This window comes from Pseudomonas sp. GW821-FHT03E01, assembly GCF_059420765.1.
This window is the reverse complement of sequence record NZ_JBWKUI010000018.1, coordinates 53569-76174: the sequence shown is the minus strand read 5'-3', so window position 1 is coordinate 76174 and position 22606 is coordinate 53569. Positions and strand designations below refer to the sequence as shown.

The window sequence follows — 22606 nt, the reverse complement described above, 5'->3', positions numbered from 1 at the left end:
GGTGTCGCCGTGAACGATGTCAAAGTGCAAGTCATAGTCAAATCGCCGCGTGCTGAAATCTGGAATATCTGGAGCAATTTTTCAGAAGCGCCGCTATGGGATACCGACGTTCGCCAGTGTGAACTCAATGGCCCGTTTCAACCTGGAACGCGAGGCAAATGCGTCCTCAAAAATGGCCTGAACATGCCGCTGAAACTGGAAGCAGTGAAGCTGCATGAAAGCTATCGGAACACGGCAAGACTGCTTTGGATCGACCTTGAGTTCGATCACCAGATGCGCAGGCTTTCCCCGAATGAAACCCAAGTCATCCATAGCGCAAAGATCTCTGGCCCCTTGAGTTTTTTATACCGCGGGCTGCTACGCAAAATGCTGACCGCGGCAATGACTACGGCACTGCGCAACCTGTGCACGCTGGCTGAACAACGAGCGAATGCCATCAGTACCCCAGGGCTCGAAAAACCTGGAACGCATTTGCACCGTGTATGAAATATCCCGGGAGGAGCGTGTTGCACGCTCGCTCCCGCCCCCCCCCCCGCTTACTTATCGATAACGGCACACTTTGGACCGAGCATGAACCTATTTAAAAAACCTCTGTATCTCATGATGGGCGTCATTGGCATGGGCATTATTGCCCCTGAGTCCAGTTCCGCCGACACGCTCGGCCCTTACGTCAGCGTCATGGGTGGTCTGAACTGGGTGGCTCCGCAGGACCTTAACCAAAACAACCTCGACTTTGTCGAGATGGAATTCAACCAACCGTTACACTCCGGCTACGCCACCGGACTCGCACTGGGCTGGCGATTCCCCATCGGGCTCAGACCCGAAGTGGAACTCAGCTACCGCAAAAACACCCTGACCCAGTTCAATAACCGGGTCTACGAAGGCGGCGGGAGCATCGACGGGAAAGGCGAAGAGGAAGCCACCAGCGTCATGGCCAACCTCTGGTATGACGTCTTGAACCTGCCAGCCCCCTTCAATCGGTTCACCCCTTACATCGGCGGCGGCCTGGGTTACACCAAGCTGTCGGTCAGTGGCCTGGAAGCCGGCGGCGTCCAGTTCGGCAACACTCATCGCGACACTGTATCGGCCTATCAACTCGGCGCCGGGGTAGGTTACGAACTCACCGAACAATGGTCCATGTCCCTGGATTATCGATACCTCAAGACTCGCGATGCGCACTTCGGTGACATTCAGGGCCTGCCCCAAGGCGATGTGCGTACTGACTACAGCGCCCAGTCATTAATGCTCGGCCTGCATTATTGGTTCTAAGCGGGAAACTCCTCGATAGGTGCAGTTTCACCTATCGAGGAGTCCGGGGGTCCCACCGTATCCCGTTTTTTCGACTAAATAACCGGAATCATATTGTTGATAATCTCACGCGTGTAGCTTGCCAGTTCTTTGGCGCTCATACGCGCGACCTCATCCGCCTCGATGGGTTGATGGGCGACGATACTGACTTCAGTAGGGCGCAATGAGTTGTAGGCAATGTCCCCAACGGCAGGACTGATCGTGACTGGAACGATCCCTACTCCCATCTCCTTGGCAATCCGAAAGGCCCCCGCCTTGAAAGGCAGCATATCCCCACCTTTGTTTCGGGTGCCTTCAGGAAAGATCCAGATGGAAGTATTGTCTGCGACAACACTCTTGGAAATCTTGCGCAAGCTCTGGATAGAAGCCCGGGGGCTGTTTCTGTCAATGAACAGGCTCCCCGTCAGCCAATACAGTTGCCCGACCAGAGGCAACCACCTAAGCGATTTTTTACCGACAATAACGGTGCCTGGTTTCAACGCCTCAGCAACAATCAGAACATCATAATTACATTGGTGGTTGGCCACATAGATATAAGGCTTGGCAGTGGAGATAGTATCGAATCCATTCACAGCGACACGAACCGAGAATATTTTATTAATCACTGAATATGACCGACAGGCCACATGCAGATTCCTGTTCTTTATAGGATTGATTAACATGTATACGCATAAAAAAGGAAAACTCAGGACAATGAACAGCAACACCAACAACCATCTTACAAACGAAATCATAGGTTACCCGCCTTTTCTAAATCACTTGAGCCGGTGAAAAAACCCTCTCGAACATCATTACGTTCAATCAGCGCGACACCATAAAAACCTTCATCATCAACACACGCCATCACCCCAAAACTTTGGGCCGGAACACCATTCGCCATTTCGGCCAATTGATAGGCGCCCACCAGAGACAGACTCAGAGCCTTCGCCCGATCCAGCATCTCGAACCGCGCCCCGAAGGCACGATTCAGGCTGCTCAAGGACATCTGCCAGGAATCCGCAGCAGCGAGGTTCACTCGACTGACCTGATCAAGTTCAACACCCTGTCCTGCCAGAAATGTGAGTATCAGGTCGATCAGGCCGGCCGAGTCAGAGGAAAATAGACGCCCCGTCATGCATGACCTGACGATCAATCCCTGGACCTTCAGGTCAGCAACTGCCTGAAAGCTGAAAATCGCCGCCGTATCCAGTCGTTTTTCAGCAGGCAGATTAATGCTCTGTGCGTAGAGCGTTCCAAACTCACCGCTAAACGTTTCAATCGCCGTCGTGTAGATATAGTCAGACTCGCCTCGCATGGCAATTCTTAACCCCTGAACTAATGCGTGATAGAAGCTCAACTCTTTCGCGCACAGAGAAACGTTCGGTCCTTTAATGCCATATTTGATCGCCAACTGACCCAATGAAGAATTTATGACGGTATTGGGGATTTGTGCCGGATTGACCTGAAATGCAAAACGACTCTCGTTCGACTCTTTTATCAGTTGAATAACGGTGTCGATGGAACCATTGGATGTTGCACCGATAATGGCTGAACCCGCCAGGGAGTCTCCGTCATTGCCATCCTCAATCAACGACATCGCCGCCAATAGCAACAGGGATTGTCGATCGAAATTTTTCAGCTCACGGCTCGGCACAAGTTCGCCGGAAGCCAGGTCCCACGCAGGTCTTTTTCCGCGATGTAACTCCACTCCCCCTTGCTCGAATACACCGGGCATTTGCAACATGACCCAATCGTTTAAAACCAATGCAACGATAGCGTCACCCGTCATTTGAGATTACCGAATACCAAAATTGAATTATTCCCGCCAAAAGCGAAAGCATTATTGACCGCCACATCGATTTTTCCGGCTCTGAAGCCCTCCGCGACGATGTCGATGGGTATTTCAGGGTCCTGTTCAGAAACATTGATCGTAGGAGGCAATCCCTCGCTTAGCGCAAGCATGCAGGCAATGGCTCCAAAACCAGCCGCCGCCCCCATGCTGTGCCCCATCATTGACTTAATGGAACTAACCGGCGGTGGCGAATGGCCAAAGACCCTCTCAATTGCCATGTATTCATTGCTGTCATTGGCAACCGTACCGGTACCGTGAGCGCATATATAGCCAACCGCTCCAGGCGCGACCAATGCATTTGCAAGCGCCGACTCCATGCAATCGCCAACACTATGATGATTGAGTCTCACCATATGGTCGGCATCACAGTTCATCGAAAACCCGAGGACTTCGGCATAGATAGGTGCCCCGCGACGTATTGCCCGATCGTAATCCTCAAGGACCAGTGCACTACCACCTTCTGCGGTCAAAACGCCTTTGCGGCCTGAATTGAAAGGCGTGCAGTTTTGGTCTGTCATGCTGCCCAATCGATGGAATGTTGCAAACGTGGCCTTGTAGATCGCATCGCTTCCACCGCAAATAGCAAGTTCGCAGTCCCCGGCCTTGATGGCCTCGTAACCGAATATCAACGCGGTGTTACTGGCTGAACACGCATTGCCAATCGTGACTGACTCACCGGTCGAACCTATCGATCTCAAGACATCGCGGCTTATTTCAGACGCAAACGTATGCTGCACTGATGCGTGCAGGCCTGGCTGAGGTTCGGCCATTGCCGTAACCATGTTGTCAATCAGATTGGACTCACCATAGGTCGTGCCGAAATAACAATTCACTCGCTTGCCGGAAATCGCTGCCCGTTCAATTGCCGCATCCGTTAGAGCGAGCTCGGTGGCGGCAAGCGCAAAATGGCTGGGAGTCCCGGAGAGAGCGAAAGAGTCAAAATCCGGAATCAATGTGCTGATGCTGGATTTCACCTCACACCCATACTTTCTTTCAAACCGGTCGGTATCGATTTTTGAAAGCAGTCCCGTGCCGTTTACCCCAGTTTTCAACGCATGAAAGAACGCGTCTTTCCCAATTCCGATCGGGCTGACCGGCCCCAAGCCAGTGACGACAACCCTTCTGCCCTTGCCGGAGCTCATCATGCACACTCAGCCTCAAGCAGGGTCTTGTCGATAAACGAGAGAATTGAATCCACGCTGGTTATCCGTGGAATGTAAGCTTCATTGACTCGGACCTGAAAAGCGCCCTCGATACCGGCCAGGATTTCTATTCCTGACATCGAATCAGCACCGTAAGCCTCTATGAAGTTTTCGTTGTTGCGGATCTCTCCGACGCTGACGCCCAAGACCTGAGAAACAATCTCTTTGATTTTTTCTTCGTGAACGTGAGTCATATAATCTCCTGAAATGACGTTATCAGATAATAAAAGGAATTACTTTGTAGCTGTCGAATTGGTACTGGGTGTAGGCTGCGCCAAAATAATCAACCAACATTTTCTCTTCGCCATGGATTCGTTTAAGAACCAATAAAAGTGCGACAGAGAAGACAATCAACGCGGCATAAACGCTCGTATAGAAAGCGAAACCCGTGACAATAAGCAGCGTTCCTAGATACGCCGGGTGCCTGATGTACTTGAAGGCGCCGGCCTTGACCAACTCATGATCGGTCAGCAATCGCAATGAGTGCGAAAAATGCCGTCCCAGTATGATTTTTCCATGAGCCCGCAGACCGATGCCACACAAGATCATGAATGAACCCACCATTTGAAATAAGAATTCACTGCGCATCAGCAACTGCAACAGCATGACAATCGATATCGCACACGACACCAGAAATCCACTTTTGATGCCTTTATCGAAAGCGCTATCGCTGTCTGTCTCTTGTAGAAAATACAGTTCTGAACACAACAGAACACTCGCCATGATGATCGGCGGAAGCAACGCTAAACCCGAGTAATAAAGCAGTACCATAGAAGAGCACAACAGTGGTACCAACAAACTGGCGGCGACATCAACTCTGAATGCTTTCAAAATATCCCTCTACCAATACCGATAACTTCGTCCGAGTCAAGATCACGCTCACACCCTTTTCGATATGCCACGGGCAAATGAAAAGATCGTTGAAGCGCGCCCATGGAAATAATTTTCTTTGGCGCCTGAAGAGGTCCATAAAAGACAGAACTTTGTAAATCCTGAACAAGGAGCGTACTTTCACTCTCCGCAACCTGGCATTGTCCTCTGCCGTCTGGAGCCTGCCGTACACTTCGCCGACCAGATCGTTATAGGTCACCGTGTCCTCGCTGAGGAGATAACACGTTTGCAGTGCCTGATCAGGGCTGCGCGCCAACCATTGGATAATGCACTGGGCAATACTTTCCACACCAATGACGTGCAGCGCCGGGAGGTCATCTGTCACCAATGGCAGTAGTTTCAACTTGCACAGTGAGATCATCGGCAACAGGTTCTTGTCATGACGACCCAGTACGGTCGGCACCCGCAAAATCACCCCTTGCACCTTGTTGCTATTTGAATGGATAACTTGCTCTGCCGCCCACTTATCATCGGCGTACGCATCCAGTCTTTTTTCAGGGTTGTGAGCCTTGACGCTACTCAAGTGGAAAAAATTCTTCTTGTCAGCGGTACCAACGTGAATCGACGCCAGTATCTGCTCCGTGAGTACCTTATTACTGTCGGTGCGCGCGCCCAGGCGACTAAGACCGATCCCCGTGCAGTTAACAATAAAGTCACTATCGTTAACTAATTTTATAAACTCCGCAGAGCCGATTTCGCAAGCATCATAACCAGCCCTCGGCAAGCGTGAATGGCGGATAAGCTGAATATCCTTCACTTGGCTGAGGACCTCGTAGACACCCTGTCCGATAAAACCGCTGGCCCCTAAAAGCAGTAACTTCTTCACGTGTACGCAATCCCTTTCATGGTGTTAAAGACTCGACCGTGAAACACCCTGAGCGATAAACCGTGTGAGCCTGCATGCCCTGTTTTTGCAGTGTTTTCCTGACGGTTCTGAGAAACATACCGTGGGATACGACAATCATCGTCTTCCCTCTCCCGGCGCTGGATTTGTAAAGCTCATCGGCGACACTTACAGCCCGAAGGTGTTCTGCTTTTCGGGAGACAGCTCCCAACGAAATCCCCAGCAGCCACAGAACTCTGTGCAGAGCGAACCATTGCCTTAACCCCAATCTCAGGAAAGGAATGGCGCTTACCCGCAGGTCGTACTCCTGTAATCGACTATCTTGTTGAATACGCGAAACTTTGAATAGTTTGCACGCCGTTGCATAAGCTCTGTTGACCGGCGAGGAAATGACGGTGGCCTCGGACGCCAAAAGTGGCTGCGACAAATCCGGACGCGTCAAGAAACCTGTAACTTCATCCTCATCGATATTTGAGGTCTGGTTATATTCTGCCAGAAGCACTTTCGCCGAGGCGGCATTGCAACGCCCGTAATTGACCAACGGTGAGGCGTGACGTATTAAATAAATCACAGCAGATAGACTCCCGTTACAATCGCATTACCGACAATAAACAGAAACGGTGTATCCCACGTATGAGGGGACTTTGCCTCCGTCAAGGTAAGGGCAAGAGGATAAACAGCACACAGCAGTACAAACTGATGCCATTCAAAATAATCCTTGAACAACACACAAAACAACATCGACATCACGAATACGGTTGCAGACCCTTCCAGGGTTCTTTTGAATTTCTTGTCAACAAAAAATCCTTTGGCAACATACTCGTGTTTTCCAAATCGGATACCGACAGGTTCTGCCAAGCCATCACCAAAGGTGGTGGCTAAAATGGTGATGTAAATCAACTCAATCGGAACACCGACTGCCAACCAGACATATTGCGTCACCCACAATACCAGCAAGCCCGCCACGGTTTGGCTTACCAACCAGGAAAGTGTATGCGGCGAGTCTTCCGGACGATCAATACTCGCAAACATATGCTGTGCAGTCAGATAACGACGACGCGCCCACCCGCACATGCCCAAGAATAAAATAGCCGTGGACACCACAGACAACAGTAATCGCTCATGGGTACTTTGAATGTTGAATAACACAAAGAAAAGGCTGGGCAGCAAGAACATCGCAAAATGCCCAACCTTTCTCGTATAGTTAACCCGCACTCCTTTATTCAGGACTAAAAGCCCCAAACCCTTGCATAGCATAAAATAGAAAAGAACAATCCCTAACAGAGCCGCACCCACCTGGACCATTTCATTACCACTTCATCGACGTCTTAAATAGTAGGCGGGCCTGCACCGCACCGTTACGACTACTGGATAAATACGAGCTGTTTAAATAATCTTTCGCAATGCATCAATACAGTGATCCACATCGGCAATCGTGTGGTTGTACGTCAGGCATAACCTGATCCTGGATTGATGATTCGGCACAAAGGGCGGTACGAACAGTGAGCCCATGATCCCTTTGCCGACCAACTCGGCATTGACCCGGGCGGCTTCCATCGGATCTTTGAATACCACTGGGATCACGGCAGTCTTCGAATAGAGCTTATCGACACCCAGTGAGTCAATTTGCTTATGTGCGTAGCGGGTGAGCTCAGCAAGTTGAAGCCGACGCGCAGCCCCTTCCGTAGCGTTGATCTCTAGCGCGGTGCATGAGGCCGAGGCGACACCCGGTGAAACCGACCGTGAAGCATTATAGGTAGGGCAGCGGAACCGGACTCTTTCAGCGAACGCCTCATCCTTGAATACAACGAACCCACCGGATGAGCCAAAAGCTTTGCTCATGGTACCAACTATGTAATCGATCTCTGAGACCACTCCAGCCGACTCACAGGCCCCTTGGCCTGAACCGCCCAACATACCGACACCATGAGCGTCATCGATGTAGATTTCGAGGCTCGGATGGATCTGTTTCAACCGAGCGATCTTGCCGAGATCAGCGACATCACCGTCTGCCGAGAAAACCCCATCGGTAATGATCAAAATTCTCTTGTCTTGATTCAGTCGGACTAATTGCTCCAGCATTTCGACGTTGGCATGACTGTAGGCCCTGAATGGACGGCCCGACAATTTCACACCGTCCCAGATCGACACATGTGACAATTTATCCAACAGAATCAGATCAGCATGCTCAGCTGCCAACGGGATAACACCAAAATTCGCCTGATAAGAGGTGGTAAACATCAGCGATGTTCGCCCTGCATACAAATCGCTAAAGCTATTTTGCAGGCGCTCATGGTATTCGGTGAAGCCACTGAAAATCATCGGGCCGCCGATGTTCGAACCGTACTGCAGGATGGCGGCAATAGCCGACTCCTTCATGCGTTCGTGATTTGAAAGCCCCAAATAGTCGCACGATGCAAAGTTCAACATTTTCCGACCATCCGCGAGCGTCATATCCCGACCGCAGGCAGAACGTACTTGAGGAAAATATGTGTAATAACCCAGCTCTTTCGACTTTAATGCAACATCATCAATACGCATAAGACTCTCATTCTACCGGCGCAGTATATCTATAAATGCGATAGGCTCTTTCGTGACAAATACCGTCCCGGGTGAGATGACGCATAGTTCGAAGAACCATGACATTATCTTCCAGCATCCAAGACACGCTGATTCTGCTACGACCGACCTTGCTCAGCGCGATGGCGGTCAACTTTAAAGTGAGCGCTATCGACAATCCTTTACGTTGATACTCAGGAGCGACGCCAGTAAAAAAAGCGCGGCCGTACAACCCCTGCTCATTCATGGCGGGTGCAAACATAGTAAAGCCGACAATTTTATCGTCATGCTCGGCAACCAACGCCGATATGTTTTTAATATTACGCGAGGCTATTTCAAACTGTTCTTTTGACGCAGGGCTGTAACCCCAATTTCGCTCCCAAGATTGATTATAACAGTCTGCTAACAATTGGCTTCTGGCAACCAATTCGTCTTGCCCGTAGTGATGGAACTCAATACCCGTCAATCGCTGAGTGAGCTTTTCTTCCAAGGCATGCTGTTGATACCCTTGAGCGGGCGGTTGAAAGACAATTTCAACCAGGTCTTTTTCCTTTCGGAATCCTGCCTGCACCAAGGCATCAGTCAACTCAATCGTATTTGATGGCAACGAAAACACATTGAAATCAGACTCAAATGTGCGCAGCCCTCGCTCAATCAAGAATGAACTGTGGATAGGGCCTACCAAGTCAGACACCCGCCGAGGCAGCAACCGAGTACTGTTTATATACTCAATTGCACAGCGCATCAGCTGCTGGAGGACACTCGCCACCGGCACTACTATCAGCGTTGAAAAGTACGCACTGCCAAGCCCGTTGACCTTGCGCTGCTTGTCGAAATGCACGATGCAAAAAGCGACTATCTCGCCACTCTCGTCCTTCCAGGCTATCGGTACATTATGCTCAGTTGCGGAGTGCTCGCAGGCCGCTGTCACTCGCTGCTCAAGCTGTTCCTGAGTGCGGCCCACCACCGAAATACGTTCGTCCAAGCACTTCAGGGCATACCAATCGCATGCCGCCAAACCTATGACTCTACTCATCGGCATTCTCGACTATCATTCGCTGTAAAGTTTTTAGGCGGCCAGACGCAAAGCGCTAGTGGTTTTGTCGTCGATTTCGATCCAGAAGGGAACGATACTTTTGTTGTCGATCAGCCGCGGCGGCGAAATCCTGCATGTATTGACGCCCATCCGTTTTAGCAAACGCTCATTGCCTACAGCACTGAACGCGATCAATCGAAACGCGCCTTTTGAGCGTGCGACGTCAATCACTTCCCTCACCAATTTCACCGTATTTTTCCAGGCCTGTTCAGCACTCAATACCTGGCCTTTCGGGTGGCTAATAGCGAACCGGGAGAGCTCCCATATACCCGCAGAGAACGGCGGAGGGTTCCCTCCCATTAAGTGAGGGAATACATCCCCCAGCAGGTATGGACGATTAGTAGGAATTAACCGAGCGCAACCAAATATTTCGTGATTATGATCACAGGCCAAAACATATACCGTATCAGGGCGATCGAAATCATCTAACTCAACCCCCTCCTCACAACGTAGAGGCCAGCCTAACTCTTTAACGAATACCTGATACCTATATTTAGCGAGCGCACATGCCATCCCAGGCAAAAGATCATTAACAGTCCCTGTTATAACAGTTAGCATGACAACCTCTCGGCAAATGTTATCCGGCCAGTACAACAAATCGAGAGCTGTATTAGTAGCTGCCCAAATGGGCAGGTTAATTAAAACCGCATCCAACAATGAGCAACATCAACGGTTAAACAATTGACAATTTTTATCTGACTGAGTTGAAAGTTGCGCCCTCCCTGTGGCGAGGGTAAAAATCCAGGCACTTAGAAATATCGACTTTCTAGCACTGACGTACTAAAAAATACAGAGAGCTACTGCGTCCTTGCGGGAGATTTATCTGTGCTACGGACCTTACCGGACGTGGTATTGCCGCTGTATTCAGCAAATATTGATGCACTCCAGGGCTACCTCCCTGGCACGCTCCAATTCTGTATAATAGCCCCCCGCCCTTCTCACTGGGGGCGCTGACCACGGAAGGTAGTATTGGTGAAAGAATGGCGCGAAGACTTCATTGAGTTAGTTTCTGGCTGCACTTCTGAAAATGAATTATTCAATGAACTGGTTAAAATAACTTCCAACCTGGGATTCGAATTCTGCTCCTACGGACTAAAAATCCCCTTATCGTTAACATCCCCGCAATATTTTCTACTTTCAAATTACCCTGCCCCTTGGGAAGAAAAATATGTAGCCGAACATTATTTTTCCCAAGACCCCACTGTCAAACATGGGTTAACACGGTCCATTCCCTTGCGCTGGTCAGCAGAGCAGCAAAGTCAAAGTCTGAAATTCTGGGAAGAAGCGCGGCATTACAACCTAAATCATGGATGGTGCCTTTCATCGCAGCGCGGATTCAACAGTATCGGCTTACTCTCTGTTTCCCGCTCCAGCGAATATATTTCACCGACAGAACTGGAGAGTAAAGAGACCAAGCTAATTTGGCTGACTCAGTTAGCGCATGAATCCATGACGCGTTTCTTTTCCGAAAAAAACATACCCGAAATGTATAAACCACTGACCGCTCGAGAAAAAGAAACCTTAAAATGGACGGCCACTGGAAAAACTTATGTTGAAATCAGCATTATTCTAAATATTGATATTCGGACCGTGAAATTTCATTTAGTCAATTCCATGCGTAAACTTCAAGCATCAAACAAAGCCGAAGCAGCGGTCAAAGCATCCTTGATGGGTTTGCTGTTCTAAGCACAATATGCCACAACGCCTGAGACCTGTATTTTTCAACCGGTCAACCTTCGTGCTCGGCAAATGAAAAAATGCTCCGTATCTTTCGATACGGAGCATTTTTTTAGCACCGTGCTTCAAACACATCAGCCAACTTATTTATTACATAACCCAGTCTCTAACTATCGAACGCGATCGACACTCACACTGCCCACACACAAACATAACACTTCAACAAGATTCAGACTAACACTAACGAGCCTCGCTGACTTTTTATAACATTCATTGACACGCAAACGCAGACCTCCTAGATTACTGGCACTCTGCCAACGCCAAGACTACGCATAAACTTTGTTAAGTTAATGGAATGCTGAGTTTCTGAGTTATTTCATTCCTGGTACAACGCATGAAATATGTAGACGATATTACGAAACTCTTTACACGTTTTGGTGCCAATGCGGAAACTTACCAGGAAATACAACCAAACTATAAAGATTTCAAAGACGACCCGATTACATCTGCAATGGCTGAGCCAGAACCAGAGTCGGCGGCCTTGTCTCCCACAACGCCAACGTCTCCTGTGTTTCAACTGGACGAGCCACAGTCTTCTTTATTGACTGGCGCGCCGATCGAGCCTGTGAAGAATGTTTTCCTCCCGCTGCCTTCGCCCAAGTCCCCTCCCCTGACTGAGCCACCTGCGAGTGCTGCTGCGGATGACCGTCAGCGATTGAGCGACCTGTTGCGTGAACTCAACCAGGTTCGTCGGGACGGTCTGCCAGAAACGATTCGCAAGCGGACCAAGGCGAAGGTCATTGCCATCGTTTCAGCGAATGGCGGGGTGGGTAAAAGCACCATCGCCGCTGGCCTCGCGAAAACACTTCGGCACCCTGGCGGGCGAGTCATCGCGATTGATCTGGACCCTCAGAACGCGCTGTCCAGCCACTTGGGTATCACCAGGCCGGCTCCCGGGCTGATCCAACTCAAAGAGCAGGACGCCGACTGGGGCGCTCATCGCCTGCCGGGCTTTAGCGACAGTGAGTGCCTGCCCTTCGGCACTGGCGAGCTGAACGATCGCCGATTGCTCAGGCAGATGCTGCTTGAAGATGCTGACTGGTTGAGCCAGCACCTGGCGTCAATGCACCTCAGCGAAAACGATACCGTGATCCTGGATACGCCTTCGGGCGCGACCGTCTATTCGCAACAGGCACTCGACGCTGCCGATCTGGTGCTGGTGATGACGGTGGCCGACGCGGCCTCCTACCTGGCACTGGACACCATGACCCAATGGCTGGAAACCAGCCCGCGACGCGCACAGCAGCAGCGGTATGTGCTCAACCAATGGGATGACTCCCGTGCGTTCAGCAGGGACATGGGCGTGCTGTTTCGGCGACGGCTCGGCGCTAACCTGATCGGGACGATTCGCCTCGATCACCAGTTCAACGAGTCGCTGGCCTATGGTCGGGACCTGTTGCAGCACGCGCCTGAGAGCATTGGCTGTCAGGACATTCTGTCGCTATCAGGCGCGGTCCATGCCCTGCTTTTCACGGATGCTTCCAGCCAGCAGGGCACGCTATGACCGTCCAGCTGAATCAGCTACCTGCAAAGACCTGGTGGTTGCAGAAGCTGCTGGATAGCTTCCAGGATCGCTTCAGTCAATGGCCCCTGCGTTGGCGCCTGGGCCTGAAAATTTCAGGCGGGCTGATTGCAGCATTATTGGTGCTGGGTATCCTCACTGCACCGCAGAATCTGTATTCCCAAGCCGTGTTTGCCTCCGTCTGTTTTGCCGCCAGCCTGATCATCCGCAAGCAAACCGGGCGTCTGGCGATCCTGACCCTGATCACCCTCTCGCTGATCGCTTCGTTGCGTTACATGTACTGGCGCCTGTCCGACACTCTGGACTTCGACAACTGGCAGGATGCCGTATTTGGCTACGGGCTGGTGCTGGCAGAACTGTATGCCTTGCTCGTCCTGGTCTTCGGCTATATACAGACCGCCTGGCCGTTGCAACGTAAGCCGCAGTTTCTGCAACAGCCACCCGCTGAATGGCCGACGGTGGATGTGTTCATTCCCACCTATAACGAAGCATTGGGTATCGTCAAACTGGTGGTACTCGCGGCTCAGGCCATTGACTGGCCCGAGGGCAAACTGCGGGTGCACGTGCTCGATGACGGACGCCGGGAGGAATTCAAGGCTTTCTGTCAGCAGATTGGTGTCAACTACATCACCCGCGACAACAATCAACATGCCAAGGCCGGCAACCTCAACGAGGCACTCAAAGTCACCGATGGCGAGTTCATTGCCATATTCGACGCCGACCACGTGCCCACCCGCTCCTTCCTGCAAATCACCATGGGCTGGTTTTTAAAGGACCCGAACCTGGCGTTGCTGCAAACGCCGCATTTTTTCTACTCACCCGATCCGTTCGAAAAAAACCTCGATACCTTTCGCTCGGTACCCAATGAAGGTGAGCTGTTCTACGGCTTGGTGCAGGACGGCAACGACCTGTGGAACGCGGCATTTTTCTGTGGCTCCTGCGCGGTCATCCGGCGGACTCACTTGCTGGAAGTCGGCGGCATCGCCACCGAGACCGTGACCGAAGATGCGCACACGGCACTCAAGCTCAATCGACGTGGTTTCAACACCGCTTACCTCGCCATTCCACAAGCGGCGGGACTGGCCACCGAAAGCCTTTCCCGACACATCAGCCAGCGCATACGCTGGGCACGGGGCATGGTGCAGATTTTTCGGACCGACAATCCCTTGTTTGGCAAAGGGCTGAACCTGGGGCAGCGCATCTGCTACCTCAACGCCATGATGCACTTTTTCTACAGCCTGCCCCGCCTGGTGTTCTTGACCGCACCATTGGCCTACCTGTTTTTCGACGCGCAGATTTTCCATGCCTCGGCGTTGATGGTCACGGTCTATGTGCTGCCGCATATTTTCCATTCCAGCCTGACCAACTCCAGCATCCAGGGGCGCTTCCGCCATTCCTTCTGGAACGAAGTGTATGAGTCGGTGTTGGCCTGGCACATCATGCGACCGGTCCTGCTGGCCCTGATCAGCCCTTCGCTGGGCAAATTCAACGTAACCGACAAGGGCGGCACCGTCGAAAAGGACTATTTCAACTGGAAGCTCGCGCGGCCTTACATCGTCCTGTTGACCTTGAACATGATCGGTCTGGCGATCGGCGTGGTGAAACTGGTCGGGAGTGATTCGGCCGAGGTCACGACCCTGCTGATCAACCTGATCTGGACCGTGTACAACATCATCATCGTCAGCACCGCCGTGGCGGTGGCCACTGAGTCCTCTCAGGTGCGCAACGAGCCCAGGGTGCCCGCGGATCTGCCCGTGCGCGTCTATCGCGAAGACGGCACATCGTTCGATTGCATAACCCGGGACTTCTCACAAAACGGCGTGGGTCTGGCACTGCCACCGCAAGTTCAGCTCAGCGCCAAAGAGAAGCTGCGGCTGTGCATTCTGCGCACACCTCCCTCAAGCCTCTTTCCCGCAACAACGATCTTCAGCAACGACAACGTGGCAGGCGTGAAATTCGAGGGTTTGACCCTGCGCCAGCAAAGTGAGCTGGTGCGACTGACCTTTTCACGGGCCGACACCTGGGCCAACACGTGGGGCAACGGCCGCCTCGACGCGCCAATGTCAGCGTTGCGCGAGGTCAGCAGCATTGGCTTGCGCGCCATCCTGCGCTTGTTCGTTGCCACCCTAAAGGACAGCCAGGCGCTGCTGCGCAAACGCCCGGCCACTCCATCCCCCATCGACCCCACCGCGGACACGCAACGATCTTGAAGCCTTCCACTCGCCGGACCTTTCCTCCTCGTCGCTCACTCATGCTGCTCGCCTGCTCACTAGTGGGCTGGAGCGACTGGGCGTTGAGTGCTACCACCCCAATCAACGCCACAGAGCCGGCGGTGATGCCGGTCGCATCGTTGCCCGGGACCGATGCCCCGAGCAACAGCTATACCCGCACCCTCAAGGAGCTCGGCAAAAGCTATTCGATGAACCTTAAAGGCGTGGAGGCTACCGACAGTGTGAACTTCAATGTGCGCGCCGATGAAGTCGTCACGGCTGCGCAGGTCACGCTGCAGTACAGCTATTCACCGGCGCTGCTGGCCGACCTTTCGCAAATCAACGTGCTGATCAACGATCAAGTGGCCGCCAGCCTGCCCCTCCCGAAGGAAGAGGCCGGTAAATTGCAGACCCGGACCGTGCAGATTCCGCCGCAGACCATCACCGAATTCAACCGGCTCAGCCTGCAGTTCATCGGTCACTACACGATGCAATGTGAAGACCCTCTGCACTCCAGCCTGTGGGCCAAGATCGGCAATGAGAGCCAGCTGAGCCTCCAGGTGTCCTCGATTAAACAGCCCAACGACCTGTCCGCTCTGCCTCTGCCCTTGTTCGATCGTCGAGACGCTTCGCCCCTGAAGCTGCCCTTCGTGTTCACTGCGCGCCCGAGCGGCCCTGAGCTTGAGGCCGCCGGTATCCTGTCGTCCTGGTTTGGCGCCCTGGCCAGCTACCGCGGCGCAACCTTCCCCGCCAGCCTCACCAGCCTGCCGGCCAAAGGCAACGCCGTGGTGTTTGTCAGCAGTGGCGAATCGACGGCCTTGAGTGGCTTGCCGATCAAAGCGGCCACGGGGCCGACATTGACACTCGTGAGCAACCCGAATGATGCTCAGGGCAAACTGTTGATCGTCTCCGGGCGCGATGGCGCCGATCTCAAGGTCGCCGCGACCGCGCTGGCCCTCGGTGGCTCGGCTTTTTCCGGGCAGAGCGTGGTGATCGACCGGATCGACTCGCTCAAGCCACGCCGACCGTACGACGCGCCTAACTGGCTGCCCTCCGACCGCCCGGTTCGCCTGGGTGAACTGGCGAAGCCCGCAGAACTCAATGTATCGGGTTACAACCCGGGACAAATGACGGTTGCGCTGCGCTTGCCACCCGACCTGTTCAACTGGCGTGAACCCGGCGCACAACTTGACCTGAAATACCGCTATACGCCGCAGCCGGTCTCCACCAATTCCTCGTTGCTGGTCCACTTCAACGATACCTTCATCAAGTCGATCGATCTGCCTTCGATCGAGAAACTCGGCAGCAGCGACAGCCTGCTGGCGATGCTCAAAACCGACGACAGCCTGGCCCGCACGTCGCGCATGCTGTTGCCGCTCAATTCCGTAGCGCTGCAATCACGCCTGCAATTTCGCTTTATGTATGACTACATCAAACAGGGCGACTGCCGCGACATCATCATCGACAACATGCGCGGTGTGATCGACCCGGACTCGACCCTGGACCTCAGCCAATACGAACACTTCATGGCCATGCCCAACCTCGGGGTGTTCAAGGACAGCGGCTTCCCGTTCACCCGCATGGCCGACCTTTCTGAAACATCGGTGATCCTGCCCAACGAACCAGGCCCGGCCGATCTGAGCGCCTATCTGACCGTGCTGGGCCGCTTCGGCGACTCCACCGGTTATCCGGCCACCGGCGTAAAGGTGGTCCACGCCGACCAGGTGGCCGAGCAACGCGACCGGGATCTGCTGGTGCTCGCCTCGGGCAACAATCAGCCGCTGCTGGAGCAATGGCAAAGCCTGCTGCCGGCCAAGGACGAAGCTGCTGCGCAGTACTTTGAACTGTCTGACCTGCCCTTGCGTCTGCGCAACTGGATCAGCCCGGATACGAAAACCAATCTGCGTGAAGCGCGCAGCAGCTTCAGGTTCAGCGCTGACGACGGCAGTGCTTATCTGACTGGATTCGAATCGCCGCTCAAGAGTGGGCGCAGTGTGGTGTTTATCGCCAGCGCAAGGCCCAACGGCTTGGCCGACGTGACCAACGCCCTGCTCAGCAGCGAAGAAAACGCCCACGAGTTGCAAGGCAGTCTGGTGGTGGTCAAGGGCAAGCATGTCAAATCGCTGGTCGCCGAACAGGACTACTACGTCGGGAGCCTGGGGCCATTGCGCTATCTGCAGTGGTACCTCTCGCAAAACATAATGGCGCTCATGCTGTTCACGCTCCTCGGGGTCCTGCTGCTTGCTTCGATGACTTACCTGGCCCTGCGCTTACGGGCCAAACGTCGTCTTGGCCAATGAGCTGCGCATGCCTGTGTCGTCCATGAGCAGCCGGGCGGTTTCACTTCGCCAGTGCCTGCGCGGTAACGTGCGCAGGTTGAGCGTTGTGCTTGCGCTCGCCCTGCCGGTGCCTGCGATAGCCGCCACAACTCCCTGTGAGTTGCCGGCCTGGCCACTGTGGCAAACCTATGCAACGCGCTTCGTCCAGGCCGACGGCCGGGTTCTGGAATCGAGCCTGGAGAACAATCACAGCACTTCTGAAGGGCAATCCTACGGCATGCTCTTCGCACTGATCGGCAACGATCAGGCACGCTTTGACAAACTCTGGCGCTGGACATCAGCCAACCTCGCAGGCTCCGCCACCGCCACCGCCACTCGCCTGCCAGGCTGGTTATGGGGGCAAGGCACGGACGGTCAGTGGCGCCTGCAGGACGCCAATTCGGCTGCCGACGCCGACCTGTGGATCGCCTACGCCCTCCTCGAAGCCGCACGCCTGTGGCATCGGCCGGACTATCGCCAGGATGCCCTGCACCTGATGGCGACGATTGAAGCGCAATTGGTCGTCACGCTGCCCGGGCTGGGTCCGATGGTATTGCCTGGACCACAGGGCTTCATCCTGCCGGATGCTCTCTGGCGCCTGAACCCCAGCTACCTGCCACTGCCACTGTTACGGCGGCTGGCCAAGGAAGCTCCCAACGGCCCCTGGCAAGCGATTGCCAACAACACCGCGACGATGATTGCCCAATCAAGCCACCACGGTTTTGTCGCTGACTGGGTCGGTTATCAAGGCACTTCAGCGCAATCGGGTGTCTTCGTCAGCGACCCGATCAACGGCGACACGGGCAGCTACGATGCCATTCGCGCGTACCTCTGGCTGGGCATGAGTGACACCTCCGAACCGCTGGCAGCGCTCCTGCTCAAACGGCTGGACGGCATGGCCCGCAGCACTGTCGCGACGGGCTCCCCCCCGGAAACAGTCCGAATTCTCCACGGCAGTGTTCAGGGTCAGAGCCCGTTCGGATTCTGGGCTGCACTGATTCCCTACCTTGAGGCCAAGGGGCATCCCCGGTTGGCCGATCAACAACGACAGCGCGTGGAGCTCGCCTTGCAAGAGGCGCTGGCCAGGCCTGATACCGACGCCAGTCCGCCGCGTTACTACAACTTCATGCTTAGCCTGTTCGCGCTCGGCTGGGCAGATAAACATTACCGATTCCGGGAAGACGGAACGCTGAAACTCTCCTGGGAGACCGCATGCACGCGCACCACCGCACGCTAGCCATCGCCGTCATGAGCGCATGGACGGCTGCTGCACACGCTCAAAGTCCGACGCCACAGACGTTACTCGTCGAGCAAGGGCATTACTGGCAGTCGCACAACAACCCTCAACGCGCTGCGGAAGTCTGGCAGAAAGTCCTGCTGCTGGACCCGGTCCAGGTTGACGCACTCTATGGCCTGGGCTTGATCGGCGTGCAACAGGGCAAGCCACAACAGGCGCAGCAATACCTCGCCCGCTTGCAAGCCATCCAGCCAACGCCTCGACAGGCCCTGCAATTGGCGCAGGACATCGGCGTGGCCCAACCGCAGAACCAGCAGCGCCTGGAGGAGGCTCGGCGCCTCGTCGATGCCGGTGAGCGTGACAAGGCGACCGCCGTGTTTCGCTCGCTGTTCGATGGCCGCCCACCTCAAGGTACGATCGGCCGCGAGTATTACAACAACCTTGCCTTCAATCAGGCTGACTGGGCTGAAGCACGCAGCGGATTCCAGCGCCTGCAACGTGAGATGCCCAACGACTCGATCGTCGCGCTGTTTTACGCCAAGCATCTGGTCCGTCGTGAAGACAGCCGTGCCGAGGGCATTCGTGCACTGGCCGCACTGACCCAGCGTACCGACATTGCCGGTGATGCCGACGAAAGCTGGCGCCTGGCACTGACCTGGATCGGTCCGCCCAATCCGGCACAAGTACCGTTGTTCGAGGCGTACCTCAAGACGCATCCGGATGACGTGGAAATCCGCGCGCAGATGAACAAGGGCAAGCAACAGCCGGCAACGACGGCCAGCAAGGAATGGCAACCGCCCGCCGAAGTCGCGCGCGGTCTGAAGGCGCTCAAAGCAGGCGACCAGGCCACCGCCGAACAGGCGTTTCAAGCACGCTTGAAAACCCAGCCCGATGACGCTGACGCGCTGGGCGGCCTTGGGGTTATTCGCCAGCAGCAACAGCGACTGGCCGAAGCGGAAAAGCTCCTGGGGCAGGCCACGCGACAACACAACGGCAGCCGCTGGCAAGTGGCGCTGAACGAAGTGCGCTACTGGTCTGCGTTGCAGCAGGCCCGCGATGCCCAGGCCAAAGGCCAGACAGCCCAGGCACAGGCCTTGGTGAACCAGGCGCTGCGGCAGAATCCAAACGGGGCGGATGCTCTCCTCGCCCTGGCGGATATTCAGGCCAGCGCGGGCCAGTTCGATGAGGCTCAGCGCAACTATCGGCAAATTTTGAATCTGCGCCGCGACGACCCTCGAGCACAGGAAGGGTTGGTTAATGTGCTACTCAAGAGCGGCAAGAACGATGAAGCCCTGCAACTGATCAACAGCCTGCCAGCCACCGGACAGGCAAAGACCGGCCAGTCCGCACGCCTGCAAGCCTTGCGCGCGACGCAACTGGCCGCCCTCGCCGAACAACGCAACGACCTGCCCGCTGCGCGCAACGCCTTGCAAGACGCGCTGCGCGTTGAGCCGGACAACATCTGGACACGTTTCGCCCTGGCCCGCCTGAACCTGGCAATGGACGAACCGCAAAAGGCTCGGGACCTGATCAACACCATGCTCCAGGCCCACCCCGACAATGCCGATGCGCTTTACGTCAGCGCCTTGCTGTCGGTCCAGATGGGTGAGTGGAAAGCCGCCCAGGCAACCTTGGGACGCTTGCGCCCCGACCAGCGCACCCCGGACATGGAAGCACTGGCCGCTGATGTCAGCCTCAACCTGCAACTCAGCCAGGCGATCGGGTTGGGCAAGCGCGGACAGCGACAGGAAGCCCTGACCTTGCTCGATCGTACTCAGCCGATGGCCAACAACAGTCCAGATCGCACGGCGAGCCTGGCCTCGGCCTATGTCGAGATCGGCGAGCCGACCCGAGCGCTGGCCCTCATGCGCGGCCAATTGCAACACACCGCTGCGCCCTCGGCGGACTTCATCCTGCAATACGCCTCGGTCCTGCTTGAGTCCGGGGAAGACGCCCAGGTCAACGAGATTCTGCGCGACCTTCAGAACAAGCCCTTGAACGCACCGACTCGCAAGCGTTTCGACGACCTGCTCCATCTCTATCGCATCCGCCAGGCTGACCATCTACGCGAACAAGGCAATCTGGCCAGCGCGTATGACACGCTGGCGCCCGCGCTGGCGCAACGTCCCGGTGACAGCGCCGCCGTCGCGGCGCTGGCACGAATGTATTCGGCCAACGGCGACACGACAAAAGCCCTCGAACTCTACAAGCCGCTGTTACAACGTCAGCCAAACGACCCACAACTGCTGTTGGGTGCCGCCGACGCGGCGGTGCTGGCACATGACACAGGTTTTGCCGAACAGGCACTGCAACAGCTGCTCAAGACCGAATCCGGTAACCCTCAAACGCTGACCGAGGCCGCACGCCTCTACCAGAACATGGGCAAGACCGGCACGGCGACCGATCTGCTGCGCAAGGCAGTGGCCATCGAGCAGAGCGAGAAACGCAGAAGCCAGAGCGGCCAACTGGCCGGGTCGACGGTGGCACCCAACCCTTTTGCGGGGGTGTCGGGGCCACGTAGCGAGGTCAGTCGCGACACCTTGCTGGCAGCGATCCCGCCACCGGCTCAGGAAATACCGGGCAGCGTGAGGTCTAACACCCCTTTTGGCATCGACGCCCTGCCAAGGCCCCAGCAGGCGAGCAATCCATTCGAGTCGCAGCTGCCGCGCGCAGCACTGGTGAGTGAAGACATCAGCCCCGCGCAACTGGCGCTGAATAAAATCCTTCAGGAGCGCAGTGCCTACGTCACCCAGGGCGTGAGCATTCGCAGCAACAACAGTGAGTCGGGGTTGAGCAAGCTGACCGATATTGAAACGCCGCTGGAAATCAATATCCCGCTGGATGAAAGCCGTGTCGCCCTGCGCGTGACGCCGGTCTCGCTGAACGCCGGCAGTGCCAGCGGCGAAGCACTGCAGCGCTTCGGTAGCGGTGCGCAGAGCGAAGGCGCCGGCTCGCAAAAAGCCGAGGGTGTCGGTCTTTCCGTCGCTATTCAACGGCCCGCGGATGGGCTCAAGGCCGATCTCGGCACCACCCCGCTCGGCTTCAAATACTCCACCGCCACGGGCGGCATCAGCGTTGATCGCCCCATAAGCGACTCCTCTAATGTCCGCTACGGGGTGAGCGTTTCCCGGCGTCCGGTGACTGACAGCGTCACCTCGTTTGCCGGCACCACGGACAAACGCAGCGGGCAGTCCTGGGGCGGTGTGACCGCCAACGGCGGGCGCGGCCAGTTGAGCTATGACGACAGTGAAGTCGGCGCCTATGGCTACGCCTCCTGGCACCAGCTATTGGGCAACCATGTCGAATCCAACAGCCGCAGTGAACTGGGCAGCGGCATCTACTGGTACCTGCAAAATGCAACGGACAGCAAGCTGACCGTCGGCCTGAGCATGACCGGCATCAGCTACGCGAACAATCAGGACTATTTCACCTATGGCCACGGCGGCTATTTCAGTCCGCAGACGTTCTTCGCCCTGGGCGTACCGGTGACCTGGGCACAACGCACCGGGCGCTTGACGTATCAAGTCAAGGGCTCGGTCGGCGTGCAGCATTTCGAGCAAGACAGTGTCGACTATTTCCCGACCGACAAAGCCCTGCAGGCGGCCTCGGGCCTGCGTTACGCCGGGCAAAACAAAACCGGGATCGGCTACAGCGTCGCCGCAGCGGCTGAATACAAGGTCGCTTCGAACTTCCTGCTGGGCGCCAATCTGGGCCTGGACAACGCCCACGACTACCAACAATTCAGCGGCGCCCTGTCTTTGCGTTACCTGTTCGAGGACATCAGCGGCCCCATGAGCTTGCCGGTCAGTCCGTACGCCTCACCTTATTCCAACTGATCATTCTGGAGTTTC

At 55.2% G+C, this 22606-nt stretch carries 19 protein-coding genes; 8 read left to right on the top strand and 11 right to left on the bottom strand.

Annotation, left to right across the window (positions count from 1 at the left end):
* Positions 1 to 9 precede the first annotated feature (9 nt).
* The gene (locus tag AC07VO_RS26440) at positions 10 to 486 is read left to right on the top strand and encodes an SRPBCC family protein (RefSeq protein ID WP_019020906.1); all 477 of its coding nucleotides are present in this window, start codon (positions 10 to 12) and stop codon (positions 484 to 486) included.
* 84 nt (positions 487 to 570) lie between these two features.
* Positions 571 to 1269 (top strand): outer membrane protein, encoded by a 699-nt coding sequence (locus AC07VO_RS26435; protein WP_192351288.1) that lies wholly within the window; start codon positions 571 to 573, stop codon positions 1267 to 1269.
* 74 nt (positions 1270 to 1343) lie between these two features.
* Here the strand turns inward: AC07VO_RS26435 and AC07VO_RS26430 are convergent, their stop codons facing one another.
* From AC07VO_RS26430 to AC07VO_RS26380, 11 genes are all read right to left on the bottom strand, one after another.
* Complete coding sequence (locus tag AC07VO_RS26430; protein WP_086945667.1) at positions 1344 to 2042, bottom strand: lysophospholipid acyltransferase family protein; 699 nt, start codon at positions 2040 to 2042, stop codon at positions 1344 to 1346.
* Positions 2039 to 3076 carry a hypothetical protein gene (locus AC07VO_RS26425; RefSeq protein ID WP_192351286.1) on the bottom strand — a complete coding sequence of 346 codons (1038 nt, stop codon included), beginning with the start codon at positions 3074 to 3076 and terminating at the stop codon, positions 2039 to 2041. Before AC07VO_RS26425 ends, AC07VO_RS26430 begins: the two co-directional genes overlap by 4 nt.
* The gene (locus AC07VO_RS26420; protein WP_192351284.1) at positions 3073 to 4284 is read right to left on the bottom strand and encodes a beta-ketoacyl-[acyl-carrier-protein] synthase family protein; all 1212 of its coding nucleotides are present in this window, start codon (positions 4282 to 4284) and stop codon (positions 3073 to 3075) included. The genes AC07VO_RS26425 and AC07VO_RS26420 overlap by 4 nt, the downstream gene beginning before the upstream one ends.
* Positions 4281 to 4535 (bottom strand): acyl carrier protein, encoded by a 255-nt coding sequence (locus tag AC07VO_RS26415; protein WP_086945670.1) that lies wholly within the window; start codon positions 4533 to 4535, stop codon positions 4281 to 4283. The genes AC07VO_RS26420 and AC07VO_RS26415 overlap by 4 nt, the downstream gene beginning before the upstream one ends.
* 22 nt (positions 4536 to 4557) lie before the next feature.
* A complete protein-coding gene (locus tag AC07VO_RS26410) occupies positions 4558 to 5172 on the bottom strand; it encodes a methyltransferase family protein (protein ID WP_192351282.1) in 615 nt (204 codons plus the stop codon).
* Entirely contained in the window at positions 5153 to 6058 is a 906-nt protein-coding gene (locus AC07VO_RS26405; protein ID WP_192351281.1) for an NAD-dependent epimerase/dehydratase family protein, read from the bottom strand. The genes AC07VO_RS26410 and AC07VO_RS26405 overlap by 20 nt, the downstream gene beginning before the upstream one ends.
* A gap of 16 nt (positions 6059 to 6074) precedes the next feature.
* The gene (locus AC07VO_RS26400; RefSeq protein ID WP_192351280.1) at positions 6075 to 6647 is read right to left on the bottom strand and encodes a histidine phosphatase family protein; all 573 of its coding nucleotides are present in this window, start codon (positions 6645 to 6647) and stop codon (positions 6075 to 6077) included.
* On the bottom strand, positions 6644 to 7381 hold the full coding sequence (locus tag AC07VO_RS26395; protein WP_086945674.1) for a diacylglycerol/polyprenol kinase family protein: 738 nt from the start codon (positions 7379 to 7381) through the stop codon (positions 6644 to 6646). The genes AC07VO_RS26400 and AC07VO_RS26395 overlap by 4 nt, the downstream gene beginning before the upstream one ends.
* Before the next feature lie 81 nt (positions 7382 to 7462).
* A complete protein-coding gene (locus tag AC07VO_RS26390; protein WP_086945675.1) occupies positions 7463 to 8617 on the bottom strand; it encodes an aminotransferase class I/II-fold pyridoxal phosphate-dependent enzyme in 1155 nt (384 codons plus the stop codon).
* Between the two features lie 7 nt (positions 8618 to 8624).
* Complete coding sequence (locus tag AC07VO_RS26385; protein ID WP_192351279.1) at positions 8625 to 9671, bottom strand: GNAT family N-acetyltransferase; 1047 nt, start codon at positions 9669 to 9671, stop codon at positions 8625 to 8627.
* Positions 9672 to 9704: 33 nt separating this feature from the next.
* Entirely contained in the window at positions 9705 to 10289 is a 585-nt protein-coding gene (locus AC07VO_RS26380) for an acyl-homoserine-lactone synthase (RefSeq protein ID WP_192351278.1), read from the bottom strand.
* A 414-nt stretch (positions 10290 to 10703) separates the two neighbouring features.
* On the opposite strand from AC07VO_RS26380, the gene AC07VO_RS26375 reads away from it, so the two are divergent.
* The 6 genes from AC07VO_RS26375 to AC07VO_RS26350 all read left to right on the top strand — a co-directional run bounded on the left by AC07VO_RS26375 (position 10704) and on the right by AC07VO_RS26350 (position 22591).
* The gene (locus AC07VO_RS26375; protein WP_192351277.1) at positions 10704 to 11417 is read left to right on the top strand and encodes a LuxR family transcriptional regulator; all 714 of its coding nucleotides are present in this window, start codon (positions 10704 to 10706) and stop codon (positions 11415 to 11417) included.
* A 385-nt stretch (positions 11418 to 11802) separates the two neighbouring features.
* On the top strand, positions 11803 to 12972 hold the full coding sequence (gene bcsQ, locus AC07VO_RS26370; protein WP_086945679.1) for a cellulose biosynthesis protein BcsQ: 1170 nt from the start codon (positions 11803 to 11805) through the stop codon (positions 12970 to 12972).
* Entirely contained in the window at positions 12969 to 15200 is a 2232-nt protein-coding gene (gene bcsA / locus AC07VO_RS26365; protein WP_018927940.1) for a UDP-forming cellulose synthase catalytic subunit, read from the top strand. The genes bcsQ and bcsA overlap by 4 nt, the downstream gene beginning before the upstream one ends.
* A complete protein-coding gene (gene bcsB / locus AC07VO_RS26360) occupies positions 15197 to 17500 on the top strand; it encodes a cellulose biosynthesis cyclic di-GMP-binding regulatory protein BcsB (protein ID WP_225609257.1) in 2304 nt (767 codons plus the stop codon). The genes bcsA and bcsB overlap by 4 nt, the downstream gene beginning before the upstream one ends.
* A 7-nt stretch (positions 17501 to 17507) precedes the next feature.
* Entirely contained in the window at positions 17508 to 18755 is a 1248-nt protein-coding gene (gene bcsZ, locus AC07VO_RS26355; RefSeq protein ID WP_192351276.1) for a cellulose synthase complex periplasmic endoglucanase BcsZ, read from the top strand.
* A complete protein-coding gene (locus tag AC07VO_RS26350; protein ID WP_192351275.1) occupies positions 18731 to 22591 on the top strand; it encodes a cellulose biosynthesis protein BcsC in 3861 nt (1286 codons plus the stop codon). Before bcsZ ends, AC07VO_RS26350 begins: the two co-directional genes overlap by 25 nt.
* The last annotated feature ends 15 nt before the right edge of the window (positions 22592 to 22606 follow it).